The organism is Pseudarthrobacter sp. LT1 (assembly GCF_035621795.1).
Classification (GTDB): Bacteria; Actinomycetota; Actinomycetes; order Actinomycetales; family Micrococcaceae; genus Arthrobacter.
Map to the genome: position 1 here is coordinate 3,599,518 of NZ_CP141830.1, position 13,097 is coordinate 3,612,614.

A 13,097-nucleotide genomic window follows, 5' to 3' on the forward strand; every position below is an offset into this window, starting at 1 on the left:
CGCGCGTGCTCCAGTGAGCCTGCCCGGGCTTCTTGCCAGCGCAGCGTCCCCCTGCTTACATGTAGTAGTGCATATGTTATTTGCCAGCATACGTCCAGTCCCCCACCCCGATGCAAATGGCAGCAGCTCAGCGCAGGCACCGGAATGAAGGCCATCGTGGTCGGTGCCGGCATCGCCGGACTCGTCGCGGCCCGCCAACTGGGCTTGGCCGGCTGGGACGTTGAGGTGCTGGAAAAGTCCCAGGCGCCGCGGCCCGACGGCTACATGATGGACTTCTTCGGCCCCGGGGTGGAGGCGTCGGAGCGGATCGGCCTGTACCCCCGGCTGGCAGAGGCGGCCTACCACATCCAGTCCGCCGACTACGTGGACACCGAAGGCCGCACCACCTGCAGCATCGACTACCTCCGGTTCTCCAAGCTGGCCGGCGGGAAAGTCCTGAGCCTGCTGCGCCCGGACATCGAGGCAGCGGCCCTGGCGGCGCTGGCTGACGTCCCGGCCGGCAGGGTGCGGGTGCGTTACGGGGCACGGGTGGTCAAGGCGCGCACAGACGGCGATGGCGTACACGTCCTCGTCGAAGATGGCCTCCGGCAGGAGACGGGCGCCGATGTGCTGATCGGTGCAGACGGCATCCACTCAGGGGTGCGCGCCGGCGTCTTCGGCCCCGAAAGGGACTACCTCCGGCCCCTGGGCATGCGGGCCGCGGCGTTCATCGTCACCGAGCCGGCCCTGAATGCGCGCTTCCGGGGCCGGTTCATCCTCACCGACACGCTCAACCGCATGGCCGGGCTGTACGGCATCCGGCAGGACGAGGTGGCCGCCTTCCTGGTCTACCGGGACGCCGTGTCACCGGGGAAAGAGGCAGCAACCGCCCGCCAGCGGCTCCGCAGCGAGTTCGCCGGCCTGGGCGATGCGGTGGAGAGGCTCCTTGACCTGTGCCCCGGGCACCCCTATGACGACACCGTGGCGCAGGTGGTCATGCCCCGCTGGCACACGGAGCGCACAGTCCTGGTGGGTGACGCCTGCGGCGCCGTGTCGCTGCTGGCCGGCCAGGGCGGCTCGCTGGCCATCGCCGGGGCCGCGCTGCTCGGTGACATCCTGGGACCGGTGACCCGGACCAGGGGCATCGGCGGGGCGCTGGCGCGGTTCGAGCAGCAGTGGCGCCCCGTGGTGGAGGTGGCGCAAAAGTCGGGACGGCGGACCGCAGCGACGTTCCTTCCCAGGAACAACACCCAGCGCCTGCTGCGCAGGTGGGTCATCCGCGCAACCCGCCTGCCCGGCGTCGATCAGTTGGTTGCACACCAAATCCTGCGCAGCATCGCCAAGTAGGGCGCGCCCAAGGGCGGTCAGCCCGTGCCGGACGTGGGCTGGGGCGTCGCGCCGGCGCCGGGGTCCACGGTGGGTTCCGTTGTGGGGTGATCAACGGACGACGTCGGCTGCCCGCCTTCCCCATTCTGCCCGGCCGGCGCCGTGGCCACCCCAGTCGCGGCAGGGTCCGGAGCGAAAGTTTCTGCCGGCGCCCCTGCCGGAGCGGACTGGCCGCCCGAGGCAGCCGAGGAGCTGGGGGTGGGTCCGCCACTGGGGCCCGCCGTCGCAGGAGACGTTGCCCCGGAAGAACCCCCGGCAACCGATGACCCCTTGACGATGGCCGTGATCTGTTCCTTGTATCCGTTGAGTGTGGTCTGGATGTCGGAGAGCGGCACGTCCTGGAGGTGGCGGCCGTACTCGGCGATTTGCGCCCACAGCGCCTCGAGCTGCTGTTTACTGTCCCCGTCCAGCGGCCCGTCGAGCGTCAGCACCAGCTGGCTGGCCAGGGCGTACGCGAGGCAGTCCAGGCAGTTGTAGTTGGCCGCCTGGGAGAGGTTCTCGGGGACAATCACGTCCGTCTGGCCCACCACCAGCACCACCTGGAACCCCACAGCCACCGCCCCGCAGCCCGAACAGTTGGCGAAGGCATAGGCCTCATTGGTGGTGGTGACGGGCTGTCCATCCTCGGCCCACACCAGGGCGAAGGCCACGCTGTACTGGACGGAACCGTCGGTGGTGTTCACGGCGAGCGCCTGGTTTCCGTCTCCCTCGGGAGCAGCCGGCCGGTCGAACGGGAACACCCAGGAGGGCGCCGGAGCGGAGGAACCGCCGGCTGACGGCGTCCCGGACGGAGCCGCATCCGCCGGCACCAGCACCATGCTCAGCTGGGGGTTGTCCCGGGTCGGTTTGGCCGTGCCGGCAGGCCACAGCGCAACGGTCCGTCCGGACGCTCCCTGTCGCAGCGCCCCGCCGTCGCGTGCCGGAAGGATCGCCCGGGTGGCGTCACTGAGCGTCCCGCGTTCGTAGGCCTGCACCGGGCGGTACGTCCCGCCGTCGGGCCACCACGCCCAGGCGAGTCCCGCCAGCAGGACCCCAACGGCGCCCATGGCCACGATCCGCTGGGCAACCTTGCCGCGGGTCTTCTGCCACAAGCCGGTGACTAGCTGCCGCAGGAGCCGCACCACGATGTACACCACGCCCAGTACGGGCACAGCGACCACGATGATGGCCAGCGCGCGCACCGTCACGCCCAGGACGTCGCCCGCAGACAGGCTCGCAGCCAGCGCCTCCTGCTGTTTGCCCACGCTGGCCCACCCTGTGGCCAGCAGCCGCGGCAGGGACAGGACCATCATCACCATGCTGAACAGCAGCACCGGCACCGTGACCAGGACCCAGATGGTGACCACGGCCCGGGCCCACGGTTTCAACGCCTTGCTTTCCGGGTTTCCCCACCGCCACGGAAGGATCCCCAGAAGGGTCGGCTTGATCCGCTGGAACAGGTCAGGCACCCCGGTGGCGTCGGCCAGGATGTGGTAGCCGTCGTATTTCACCAGCGGGATCAGTTGCCGGACCATCTGCAGGATCTGCGTGACCACTACAAGCAGGAGCGCGTCGAAGCCGGTGGCCCACCACAGGCCCATGATGGCCACGGCCACGATGGCGTTGAAGTACAGTCCGCCCAGGTCGGTGCGGATCCTGCCGCCGCGGCCCAGCCGGTAGGAGTCCGTGACGTCCGTGAAGAACGCGGGCCACAGCAGGTACAGCCCGGCGCCCATGGCCCCGGGGGTGGCCCCGCCCTTGCGGGTGGCGGCGGCATGGCCGAATTCGTGGAACCCTGCGGAGAGGATGGTGACCGCGAGAATCAGCAGCAGGAGGGCAGGCTGCTCGAAGGCCTCATGCGTGGCCGAGCCCAGGCCCTTGACCATGAGCACCCACCAGCATGCGGCAAGGAACGCGGCCGTCACGGCCACCACGATCAGCGGGTGGAACAGCACGGCGAACGGTGCCGTGATCCTGCGCGTGCGGTCGGGATCGGAAACGACGTAGCGGAACCGCAGGCCCAGCAGAGGGTTCGCCTTCTTGACCTCCGGCTGGCTGCCGTCGGCACGCCGGAGCAACCCCATCGGCAGCAGCTGGGAGTCCATCAACGTACGGACGTTGTCCGCGCTGACCAGCCGCCCGGAGCCCTCGCTGACATGCCGGGCGATGGCCTCCAGGTCCCGCGTGCCGTCGGCGCCCTCCAGCACCAGGTACAGAAGCCGGGTCAGCTGCAGGGTCTGGCCGTCGGCACGGCGCACCAGGGCCGGCGGCTCCCGGTAGCCGGAACCCTCCGCCGTGCCGAGCAGCTGCACACCGTCGGCCAAGGCAGGAAGGTGGGCGGCCGCCGTCGTGATGGCCTGGCCCGGCGGCTCCTGGGCAGGGGCAGCGGGTGACGACGGCGGGCCCGCCTGGGGAGGCGTCCCGCCGTGGGTGTGGGTCATCTGCGCTTACTGCTGCAGGTCGGACTGCTGGCCGGCAGCAGCGTTGGCCTCGCCGTCGATGTGCTGCGAGATGGTGGCGCTCTGGTCCGAGATGGCGTACGCCTGGCTGTCGATGGAGCCGATGTTGGCGGCCACGGCCGCGTCGATGGGGGCCGCAACGTTGGCGTTTGCCGCAACGGCACCATTGATGGGAGCGGCGATGGCGGCGTCGGCGTCAAGGTTGACGTCAACGTTGAGCAGGTTGCCGTTCAGCGCGCCCGCTGTATCGGTCAGCCCACCGGTGCTGGTGGGTTCGGAGGCGGTTCCCGTGGAATCCGTGGTTCCGCCGTCGGTGGTGCCGGTGTCAGCGCTGCCGTCGCCCTGGCCGATCACGCTGTCCTGGGTGGAATCAGCGCTCGCGTCGGCCGTGATGCCCTGGTCAATCGCTGCGTCCTGGCTGGACAAAGCCTGCGCGTCGGAACCGTAGGACAGGATGTTGGCTGAAGCGGCGGCATCGATGGGCGCGGCCACGTTGGCGTTGGCGGCCACAGCCAGGTCGATCGGGGCCGCAGCGTTGATGCCCAGGTCCAGGTCAGCGTTCAAGTCCAGGACGGAAGCGACTTCCTTGTCCGGCAAGGCTGTGGCCTGCTCGGACATCAGTTCTTCATCAGTCAGGGGACGCATTTCGTTGTCCATTATGTGAGACCTCCGGTGCCGCGCGGGTGCTCTGCCCCCAGCGGGCAGCCCGCGCCCCACAATGGTAAGCATGATTAGTAGTTTTGCGAAGATCATTCGGGGCAGCGCAGGCGGGCGTTAAGGTTTGTGGCATAAGTTGAGCCCATGCACCTCTTCATCCTGGCCGCCTCCGCCTCCACGGTCCATCCAGTAACCGGCCTGCTGCCTGGATGGATGGATCCGAACGAGTTCCTCCGGGACCCGGCCCTGGCCCCGTGGCTGGTCCTGATCGTTTGCGCGTTCCTTTTCGTGGAGACGGGCCTGCTGGTGGGGTTCTTCCTGCCCGGGGACTCCCTGTTGTTCATGTCCGGTCTGCTGGCGGCAACGGGAACCATCCAGGTCCCCGTCGCGGTTTTGGCGGGCTCCGCATTTCTTGCCGCGCTCGGCGGGGACCAAACCGGGTACTTCATCGGCAGGAAGGCGGGGCCGGCTGTCTTCAACCGGCCCGGGTCCAGGCTCCTGCGCGGCGAATACGCTGACAAGGCCCACAACTTCTTCCTCAAATACGGGCGCCGGTCCGTGGTCCTGGCCCGCTTCGTGCCGATTGTGCGGACCTTCCTTCCCGTTACTGCAGGCGTGGGAAAGATGAGCTACCGGGCCTTCCTTGCGTACAACGCCGTGGGCGCCCTGCTGTGGGGCGTCGGCGTCACCCTCCTGGGTTTCTGGCTTGGCCGGTACGACTGGATCGGGGCCAACATCGACCTGATATTCGTCGGGATCGTCCTGGCCTCCTTCATCCCGGTGGGCATCGAGCTGCTCAAAAACCGGCGGCGGAAACGCAGCCAGTAATTCGGAACCGCGGCAGGGTGATCATCCGGGGCGCGGGGTGGGTAAGGTCTGATCATGATCCAGGCCGCGGCCGTGTCCGCACTGACGTCCTACCATTGGCTGGGGATTCCCATCGCCGCCGCCGGGGCCGTCCTGCTTGCACTGGGTACCCTGTTCCAGCACCGCGCCGTGGGAGACCAGCCGGCGGCATCCGGGCGTGCGGCGGGCAGCATGGGCGGCGGACGCCTCCAGGCACTGGTCCGAAAACCCGCATGGCTGGCCGGGACGGCGATGCTGGGCGCCGCGATCCTGCTCCAGCTCACCAGCCTCCGGTTCTCGCCCCTGATCGTGGTGCAGCCCATCGGTGCCGTGGCCCTGGTGGTGACCACGCTGGCCACCGCCCGGATGACCCGCAGGTCCCCCGGGCGCCGGGCGCTCACCGCCGTCGCCCTCTGCGTTGGCGGGGTGGGGATCTTCGTTGCCGTGGCGGCGCTGTCCGCTGAGGACGTGGAGATCAGCGACCGGCACCTGGTGACCATCCTGATCGTCCTCGCCGTGGTCCTGGTGTGCGTCGCCGTGGCCTATCTCTTGTGGCGCCACAGCTCGCACGCGGTGGTTTTCACCGCTGGCGCCGGCATCCTGTTCGGTTTCGTCGCGGCACTGGCCAAGACCGTGATCGCCCGGCTGTTCCAGGGCGACTTCGAATGGCTGTCCCTGACCTGCCTGGCGGGGCTGGTGATTGCCGGGCTGGCCGGCAGCTTCCTGGTCCAGAACGCCCACACCCGGGGATCGCCCGAGCTCGTGGTTGCCGGGCTGACCGTCATCGACCCGCTCGTCGCCGTCGCCATCGGCATCACCATCCTGGGTGAAGCGGACGCAGCACCGCCGCTGGCCATTGTCCTGTTCCTCCTGTCGGGGGCCATCGCCGTCGCCGGAGTCCTGCTGCTGGCCACTGTCAAGAAACCGGCCGCGGTGGAGTCCGGGCACACTCCAGGCTGATTCCGGCGGCGCTGGCAAGCAGGCCGGAGCCCAGGACCTATTCGTGCCCGCGGACGTACTCTTCGGGGCTGACGTCCTGGGCCTGAATCCCGTCCGCATGTTGTGACTCGAAAATACTGAAGGCGAGGCCAAGGCGGTGCCGCAGCTCCAAGGATGCGTGCTGCCGAAAATCGGTCAAACCTTCACGCTCCTCCTCTGCCATGTGGTCGCCGTTGGCTTCATTGGCCTTCGCCACCGCCGCCCACCACTCCGGTGTACCCGTCGGGTGCTTGGAAACGTCAGCGATGGCGTCCCGGATTTCGTTGTGGTCGTGGATGGCATCGGTGGTTTCGTCCTCGGCGGAGTCTTTTCCGCCGGCACCCTTCCCCAGTTCCAGCAGCTCCGGGTAAAAAAGTTCCTCTTCTGCCTTGGCATGGACTTCCAGCAGGATGCGCATCCGCTTCCACACCGCGTCCAGGCTGGATGTTTCGCTGGCATGCATTTCATCGAGCAGGGCGAACAGGCGCCGCTGCTCGTGGTGGTCGTTCAAAATCACTTCAACGATGTCCATGGGGGTCCTCTCGGCGGGCTGGTAGCTACGCAGTAATCCTTACCCTCACCAGTCCTTCTTCCACCAGCGCACCCTGCAAGGGACGGATTCCCAGCGCATTCCCAGCCAGCAACTACGGATGCGGGCCGCCCGGTGGGTACGTCTTCGCTAAGACGCTGACAAGAACCACGCAGGGAGGACGAGACATGGAAGCACTGCCCCTGGCAGTCCTGCTCCTGATTTTCGCCGGTGCCGCGGCGGTGATCTGGGTGGCCGGCATCCAGCTGTCGAAACAGACGGACGTCCTTGATGACCGGCTCCACCTTGGTTCGGCGCTGGGCGGCCTGATCCTGCTGGCCATCGCCACCAACCTGCCGGAGATCGCCATCACCGTCAGCGCAGCCCTGTCCAACAACATCGGAGTGGCGGTGGGAAACATCCTGGGCGGCATCGCCATCCAGACTGTGGTGCTGGTGATCCTGGACGTTTTTGGCACCAAAGGCACCGATCCCCTCAGTTACAAGGCAGCATCCCTGACCCTGGTGATCGAAGCCGTCACGGTCATCGCGGTGCTGGGAGTGGTGATCGCCGGCAGCCAAATGCCGGGCTCGCTGGTGGCGTTGCACCTGACCCCTGCCGCGGTGCTGATCGCCGTGATCTGGGTCCTGGGGCTGGTCCTGGTCCAGCGCTCCCAAAAGGGGCTGCCCTGGCACCAGCAGGGCGACGCCCCCGGCGGGCAGGACCAGCCCAAAGGCCACTCCAAGAAGAAGGCCGCAGATAAGAACCGGCACATCAGCACGGCTAAGTCAGCCCTGATCTTCACCGTGGCGGCCCTGGCAACCCTGGGCGCCGGCGTCGTCCTGGAGCGCAGCGGTGACGCCATCGCCGGGCATATCGGCCTGTCCGGCGTCCTGTTCGGCGCCACTTTCCTGGCGCTGGCCACCTCCCTGCCCGAGATCTCCACCGGCCTGGCGTCCGTGAAGCAGGGCGACTTCAAGCTGGCCTTCAGCGACATTTTCGGCGGCAACGCGTTCCTCCCGGTCCTGTTCCTGGTGGCGGTCCTGATCACCGGCAAACCTGTCCTGCCCCAGGCCCAGGCGACGGACATCTACCTCACCGCCCTGGCGATCCTGCTGACCCTGACCTACCTGCTGGGCCTGCTGTTCCGTCCGAAAAAGAAGCACCTGGGCATGGGCATGGACTCACTGGTGGTCCTGGTCCTGTACCTCGTGGGAGTCGCCGGACTGTTCGCCGTCGCCACCATGTCCTGACCGCCGCAGGCCCGCCCCGTCAGGACGATTGCGACGCCGCCGCGGACGGATCCAGGTCGGCTAGCGTGAGCGGGTGGGCAGGTTGGTCCGGGAACGGGAAGGTGCAGGTCACCGCCAGGTCCGGACCAACGTGCACCAGCTCCCCCGGAGCCAGGGGACGCCAACCGGGATTGTGGTCCATGGGTTCGGTGGCAAAGAGCACTGAAGGTGAATTGGACAGTTCGGTGCTTCGCGAGTGGATCCGGTGGCTCCGGGCATCCAGCGGTGCCGCCGGGGCCGGCTCCGCCGACGGGTCGCGTTCCAGGATGAACAGCGGGTGGGTTGCCGGGTAGCGGAGCGCCCAGAGATCGGTGGCCGTGGTGACGATCAGGTTCAGGGCCAGGACGGGAAGCTCCGCGGCGATCCACCCCACAGCGCGCGCAATGCCTTCCGCCAAGTCCCCGCCGGCCCGGCGGCTCTCCTCCGTGATCAGGGCGAAGAGCCGTTCGCTGTCGGTCTGGCCCTGCACCAGCCCCGCCACCCCCAAATCAGCCAACCGGGCGTCGAGCCGGTCCAGCCCGTGGAAGGCGCCATTGTGGGCGAACAGCCGCCCGTCCTGCTCGAACGGGTGCGTGTTCACCAGGGTATGCGCGCCCGTGCTGGCGTACCGGACGTGGGCCAGGAAGGTGGTGCTCACCAACTGCCGGGCCTCCCGGGCAAAGGCGTGGTCCTCCCATGCGGCGAGCGGCCGTTTGCTGACCCGCGCGCCGCCGTCGGCCTCAAACGTGCCGATCCCCGCGCCGTCGGGCTCCCTCCTGCTCTGCTCGGACAGACTGTCCGGGGCGTCCAGCAGCCAGAAGGTAGCGCGGACGGGCCGGGACCCTGCGTGCAGCCCGAACAACCGGCACATGGCCGCTCCTCACAAGCTAGTGGTGGAATGCTTCCTTCTGCTGCTCCGTGGGCATGGGCGCCGTCAGCGCATCCAGGTAGGCCACTTCCTTCTGGAGGTCGTCCAGGAAGCTGGCTGCAAGGTCGCGGGTGAAGCCGTTGCGGACCACGATCCGCTGCACCGTGATGCTGCTGAGCCCGTCCGGCAGCGGGTAGGCCGGGACCAGCCAGCCGTTCATGCGCAGGCGCTCAGAGAGGTGGTGCAGGTTCCAGTTGCGGGTGTGGCCGTCGGTGAGCTGCCAGGCGAAGACGGGGATGTCGGACCCGTCGCTCCAGAGGGTGAAGGCGTCCATGGTGCCGATCTCGTGGGACAGGTACCGGGCCACGTCGCGGCAGCTGGCCTGCACGGACCGGTAGCCGGCAAAGCCCAGCCGGAGGAAAAGGTAGTACTGCAGCAGCACCTGGGCGCCGGGCCGGGAGAAGTTCAGGGCGAAGGTGGGCATGTCGCCGCCCAGGTAGCTGACGTGGAACACCAGGTCTTCGGGGAGCGCCTGTTCGTCCCGCCACACGATCCAGCCGAGGCCCGGGTACACCAGCCCGTACTTGTGGCCGGAGGTGTTGATGGAGGCAACCCTGGGGAGCCGGAAGTCCCACACCAGTTCCGGCTGCAGGAACGGCGCCACCATGGCCCCCGATGCGCCGTCCACATGGATGGGGATGTCCAGGCCGGTGCTGGCCTGGATGGCGTCGAGCGCGGCGGAGATCCGTTCCACGGGTTCGTAGGCGCCGGTGTAGGTGACACCCATGATGGCCACCACGCCGATGGTGTTTTCGTCGACGTACCGTTCCAGGTGGTGGCCGTCCAGCGTGGGGTGGTCGGCGGACACGGGCACGTAGCGGGCTTCGACCTCGAAGTAGTTGCAGAATTTCTCCCAGCACACCTGCACGGCGGAGCTGAGGACGATGTTGGGTGAGTCGGTGCGCTGTTTGGCGGCACGACGGCGGTGTTGCCACCGGCGTTTGAGCGCCAGGCCACCGAGCATGCACGCCTCGGAGGAACCCACTGTTGAGGTGCCGATGGCGGCGGCCGGGTCCGGGGCGTTCCACAGGTCCGCGAGCATCCGCCAGCAGCGGGTTTCGATCAGCGCCGTCTGCGGGTATTCGTCCTTGTCGATCATGTTCTTGTCGAACGTTTCCGCGTAGAGCTGGGAGGCTTCCCGCTCCATCCAGGTGCCCACGAACGTGGCCAGGTTCAGGCGGGAGTTGCCGTCCAGCATCACCTCGTCGTGGACCACCTGGTACGCGGTCCCCGGCAGCGACTCCCCGTCCGGAATGGTGAAGCGCGGGAAGATGGTGGACTCCCCCGGCCGGCTGAAAAGGGGGTTCAGCTCAACGCTCGCCCCGGGCTCATGCCGTGCGCTCCGGTGTGACCTGGCCATGTCTGCTTCCTTTGCCCGTCGTCGTCGCAGGCTTGCGCCTGCCGTTGCAGATCCGCTGTTCCCAGCACTCCGTATTATTCATGCACCCGGGGAGAACGGCAGCAGGCACGGCGGTGATATCCATCCTGAATGCACCGTTCTGGGTTTGAAATCTTTTGCTTGTTTTTCCCACCCAAATGGGCTTGATAGCATCACTAGGCTCCAGTATCACAATTTTCCGCGAAAGTAGACCCATGCCGCGACTCCCGCAGTCCACGTCGGCCGTGCTGAACCCAGCCCGGCCGAGGCTTCTCCTCCTCGACTGCCTGCGTCTTACGGCGGCCATGGGTGTGGTTCTCTATCACTACACAGCTTTCTCCGGGTCGGAATTCTGGGGTGTTCCTGCCAAGGAAGTCTTTCCGCGCCTGTCAGGGATCACTGCTTATGGCGCGTTGGGGGTCCAGCTATTCTTCATCATCAGTGGATTCGTGATCCTCATGTCTGCTTACGGGCGGTCAGTGGGGCAATTCGCTGCTTCCCGCATCTCCAGGCTCTTCCCGGCCTATTGGACTGCCGTGATCTTGGCGGCAGTTCTGCTTCTCGTAATCAGCCCCGGAAATCTGAATACAGTGTCTTGGGCTGATGCCGCGCTCAACCTCACCATGCTGCAGCAGGCCGTCAATGTCCCGTCCTTGGACGGGGTTTATTGGACCCTCTGGGTCGAGTTGCTGTTCTACGTGACCATTGCGCTCTTTCTCTGGCGCGGAATGACGGAGCGGAAACTGCTCGCATTCATTTTTCTCTGGCCACTACTTGGGATGCTCTCCATACAAGCGGACGCCGAAATGGTTCAGGCACTCCTCATACCGGTTTATTCACCGCTTTTTGCCGTCGGCATGGGTATCTACCTGATCCATGCTTATGGGCATAACCTGGTTCGTTGGCTGGCCGTCGCCGTCAACGTCCTCCTCTCCTGCCACCAGACATCGGTGGGTTTCCTCCCTGCCATGTCTCACAGCACAGGCCAGGACCTTTCGCTTGGTGTGATGTGGCTGGCGATCCTGGCCTTCGTCGCTATTGTGGCTCTGATCACTACCACCCCGCTGCGCCACCGCGGTTGGAAATGGATGAGCGTGGCCGGAGCTCTGACGTACCCCTTGTACCTGGTCCACGAGATGTGGGGCTGGTGGATCATTAGGACCGTGCATAGCGCCGTCGGGCCTTGGCCTTCCGTTGCCCTCGCCGCGGCCTTCGCCGTCACGCTGGCGTGGCTAATCCATAGACTGATCGAGCGGCGCTTCGCGTCACCGTTCAAGAAGGCCCTCAGCCGGGGACTTTCACCGTCGCCAGCTCATCCCGATCGATCCCTGAGCGACGCAAACGCAACGTCTGTCATGAGCTCTTCCTTAAGCTAAAGGCCATGAACCATCGCGCTGCGTTTCCCTTGGCGGTTGATGCGAGCTCCACGGAAGAGACCGGCGACTGACCGGTCCGGCGGAAAGTAAAACGTGCCGCCGCCTCAACTTGGGGGGTTATGAGGCAGCGGCACTGCATCCACGGTACTCCCGGGCACACCCGATCAGCCGGGATCCGGCCGTCACGGCCGAAACCTTGACGAATTTTTTACGCCGGGGTTCCACGTCCGGCACTCCGCACTATTAGCGCGCTGGGACGGGCGGCAGCATGCACAGCGCCTGCACATGGCCGCCCTAAACCGGTGACAGGCAGGGCCCCGAGGCTTGGTGTATTCCCTCCAGCGGGAGGGCCAACACCAAAGGAGCCCCCATGAAGAACAGCCTGAAGTCAACGCTGGCCGGCCTGGCCCTCGCAGCAGCGATCGGCGGCGGCGCCCTGGCAACCACGGCCTTGCCGGCGAATGCCGCCGCCACCGACTCCAGCCAGGCGGGCTCGAGCCAGTCCACCTCGCAGGCCCAGCCGCGCGATAAGTCGAAGGGCGGGCACCAGGCCAACGGGATCACGGAGACGCTGCTGACCGGCGACACGGCAACGAAGGTCACCGACGCCGCGCTGGCCGCCAACCCCGGCGCCACCATCCAGCGGGTGGAGAACGACGCCGAAGGTGCCGTGTACGAGGCCCACATCATCACGGCGGACGGCACGCGCGCCACCGTCTACCTGGACGCCTCCTTCACCGTGACCTCCACGGAAACCGGGGGCCCTGGCGGTGGCATGAAGGGCTGATCCCTCCTGCCGGCACAGTCCCGCCAACAGCGCGCCTGGTGATCCCCGGGCGCGCTGCCGCGTCTGCCCGCTGGGCTCGCTATACGCGTGCGGAGCGCCGGATGATAATGATCCGGACGGCAACTCCCGCGATAACCATGAAGACTCCCACGGCCATGAGGGTCCAGACGGGGACGGAATCGGCGTCGATGTTCTTGTAGCAGACGGCCGCCGCCCCGATGCCGGCCTTCTGCAGGCCTATCAGTTCAGCCGCATGGCTCTCCCGCAGCAGCGGGCTGCCGCAGAGGGGGCCCGATGGCTGGAGTCCGATGACGAAACCGAGGATGTACACGTCCAATCCGGCAGCAACAATCCACATCCACATCCGCCGCCGCCACAGCCCTTGGTTCCCGGCGGCAGCCGGCTTCGCGGGAGAATCGTGCATTGCCATGGTTCGAGCATAATCGGCCCTTCAGACGGGCGGGTAAGGGCCGGGTGAAAGTCAGGGCCTGCATTCAGCTTTTCCCCAGCCTGCGCTCTTACAGTGAACCCGTGCCGGTCCATG

General features: G+C 66.9%; 12 protein-coding genes. 6 read left to right on the forward strand and 6 right to left on the reverse strand.

The window, feature by feature from the left end; genetic code table 11:
• The first annotated feature begins 144 nt into the window (after positions 1 to 144).
• A complete protein-coding gene (locus VIK36_RS16925) occupies positions 145 to 1,326 on the forward strand; it encodes an FAD-dependent monooxygenase (RefSeq protein ID WP_324642844.1) in 1,182 nt (393 codons plus the stop codon).
• 17 nt (positions 1,327 to 1,343) lie between these two features.
• Here VIK36_RS16925 and VIK36_RS16930 read toward each other — a convergent pair whose 3' ends face one another.
• Entirely contained in the window at positions 1,344 to 3,785 is a 2,442-nt protein-coding gene (locus VIK36_RS16930) for a hypothetical protein (protein WP_324642845.1), read from the reverse strand.
• 6 nt (positions 3,786 to 3,791) lie between these two features.
• Positions 3,792 to 4,448 carry a peptidoglycan-binding protein gene (locus VIK36_RS16935; protein WP_324642846.1) on the reverse strand — a complete coding sequence of 219 codons (657 nt, stop codon included), beginning with the start codon at positions 4,446 to 4,448 and terminating at the stop codon, positions 3,792 to 3,794.
• A 156-nt stretch (positions 4,449 to 4,604) separates the two neighbouring features.
• Here VIK36_RS16935 and VIK36_RS16940 point away from each other — a divergent pair, with 156 nt between their 5' ends.
• Both VIK36_RS16940 and VIK36_RS16945 read left to right on the forward strand, forming a co-directional pair.
• Positions 4,605 to 5,288 carry a VTT domain-containing protein gene (locus VIK36_RS16940; RefSeq protein WP_324642847.1) on the forward strand — a complete coding sequence of 228 codons (684 nt, stop codon included), beginning with the start codon at positions 4,605 to 4,607 and terminating at the stop codon, positions 5,286 to 5,288.
• A 54-nt stretch (positions 5,289 to 5,342) separates the two neighbouring features.
• A complete protein-coding gene (locus VIK36_RS16945) occupies positions 5,343 to 6,266 on the forward strand; it encodes a DMT family transporter (protein ID WP_324642848.1) in 924 nt (307 codons plus the stop codon).
• A 37-nt stretch (positions 6,267 to 6,303) separates the two neighbouring features.
• Here VIK36_RS16945 and VIK36_RS16950 read toward each other — a convergent pair whose 3' ends face one another.
• Positions 6,304 to 6,816 (reverse strand): hemerythrin domain-containing protein, encoded by a 513-nt coding sequence (locus VIK36_RS16950; protein ID WP_324642849.1) that lies wholly within the window; start codon positions 6,814 to 6,816, stop codon positions 6,304 to 6,306.
• Positions 6,817 to 7,001: 185 nt separating this feature from the next.
• Here VIK36_RS16950 and VIK36_RS16955 point away from each other — a divergent pair, with 185 nt between their 5' ends.
• A complete protein-coding gene (locus tag VIK36_RS16955; protein ID WP_324642850.1) occupies positions 7,002 to 8,066 on the forward strand; it encodes a sodium:calcium antiporter in 1,065 nt (354 codons plus the stop codon).
• Between the two features lie 19 nt (positions 8,067 to 8,085).
• Here the strand turns inward: VIK36_RS16955 and VIK36_RS16960 are convergent, their stop codons facing one another.
• Positions 8,086 to 8,955 carry a class II glutamine amidotransferase gene (locus tag VIK36_RS16960; RefSeq protein ID WP_324642851.1) on the reverse strand — a complete coding sequence of 290 codons (870 nt, stop codon included), beginning with the start codon at positions 8,953 to 8,955 and terminating at the stop codon, positions 8,086 to 8,088.
• A gap of 16 nt (positions 8,956 to 8,971) precedes the next feature.
• A complete protein-coding gene (locus VIK36_RS16965; RefSeq protein WP_324642852.1) occupies positions 8,972 to 10,372 on the reverse strand; it encodes a glutamate decarboxylase in 1,401 nt (466 codons plus the stop codon).
• Between the two features lie 233 nt (positions 10,373 to 10,605).
• On the opposite strand from VIK36_RS16965, the gene VIK36_RS16970 reads away from it, so the two are divergent.
• On the forward strand, positions 10,606 to 11,766 hold the full coding sequence (locus tag VIK36_RS16970; RefSeq protein ID WP_324642853.1) for an acyltransferase: 1,161 nt from the start codon (positions 10,606 to 10,608) through the stop codon (positions 11,764 to 11,766).
• Between the two features lie 370 nt (positions 11,767 to 12,136).
• Positions 12,137 to 12,553, forward strand: a complete 417-nt coding sequence (locus VIK36_RS16975) for a hypothetical protein (RefSeq protein ID WP_324642855.1) — start codon at positions 12,137 to 12,139, stop codon at positions 12,551 to 12,553.
• A 79-nt stretch (positions 12,554 to 12,632) separates the two neighbouring features.
• Here the strand turns inward: VIK36_RS16975 and VIK36_RS16980 are convergent, their stop codons facing one another.
• Positions 12,633 to 12,983 carry a hypothetical protein gene (locus VIK36_RS16980; protein ID WP_324642856.1) on the reverse strand — a complete coding sequence of 117 codons (351 nt, stop codon included), beginning with the start codon at positions 12,981 to 12,983 and terminating at the stop codon, positions 12,633 to 12,635.
• Between the last annotated feature and the right edge of the window lie 114 nt (positions 12,984 to 13,097).

Coding starts and splice junctions, on each gene's coding strand:
- VIK36_RS16925 (WP_324642844.1), top strand. CDS start 145: ATGAAGGCCATCGTGGTCGGTGCCGGCATCGCCGGACTCGTCGCGGCC.
- VIK36_RS16930 (WP_324642845.1), bottom strand. CDS start 3,785: ATGACCCACACCCACGGCGGGACGCCTCCCCAGGCGGGCCCGCCGTCG.
- VIK36_RS16935 (WP_324642846.1), bottom strand. CDS start 4,448: ATGCGTCCCCTGACTGATGAAGAACTGATGTCCGAGCAGGCCACAGCC.
- VIK36_RS16940 (WP_324642847.1), top strand. CDS start 4,605: ATGCACCTCTTCATCCTGGCCGCCTCCGCCTCCACGGTCCATCCAGTA.
- VIK36_RS16945 (WP_324642848.1), top strand. CDS start 5,343: ATGATCCAGGCCGCGGCCGTGTCCGCACTGACGTCCTACCATTGGCTG.
- VIK36_RS16950 (WP_324642849.1), bottom strand. CDS start 6,816: ATGGACATCGTTGAAGTGATTTTGAACGACCACCACGAGCAGCGGCGC.
- VIK36_RS16955 (WP_324642850.1), top strand. CDS start 7,002: ATGGAAGCACTGCCCCTGGCAGTCCTGCTCCTGATTTTCGCCGGTGCC.
- VIK36_RS16960 (WP_324642851.1), bottom strand. CDS start 8,955: ATGTGCCGGTTGTTCGGGCTGCACGCAGGGTCCCGGCCCGTCCGCGCT.
- VIK36_RS16965 (WP_324642852.1), bottom strand. CDS start 10,372: ATGGCCAGGTCACACCGGAGCGCACGGCATGAGCCCGGGGCGAGCGTT.
- VIK36_RS16970 (WP_324642853.1), top strand. CDS start 10,606: ATGCCGCGACTCCCGCAGTCCACGTCGGCCGTGCTGAACCCAGCCCGG.
- VIK36_RS16975 (WP_324642855.1), top strand. CDS start 12,137: ATGAAGAACAGCCTGAAGTCAACGCTGGCCGGCCTGGCCCTCGCAGCA.
- VIK36_RS16980 (WP_324642856.1), bottom strand. CDS start 12,983: ATGGCAATGCACGATTCTCCCGCGAAGCCGGCTGCCGCCGGGAACCAA.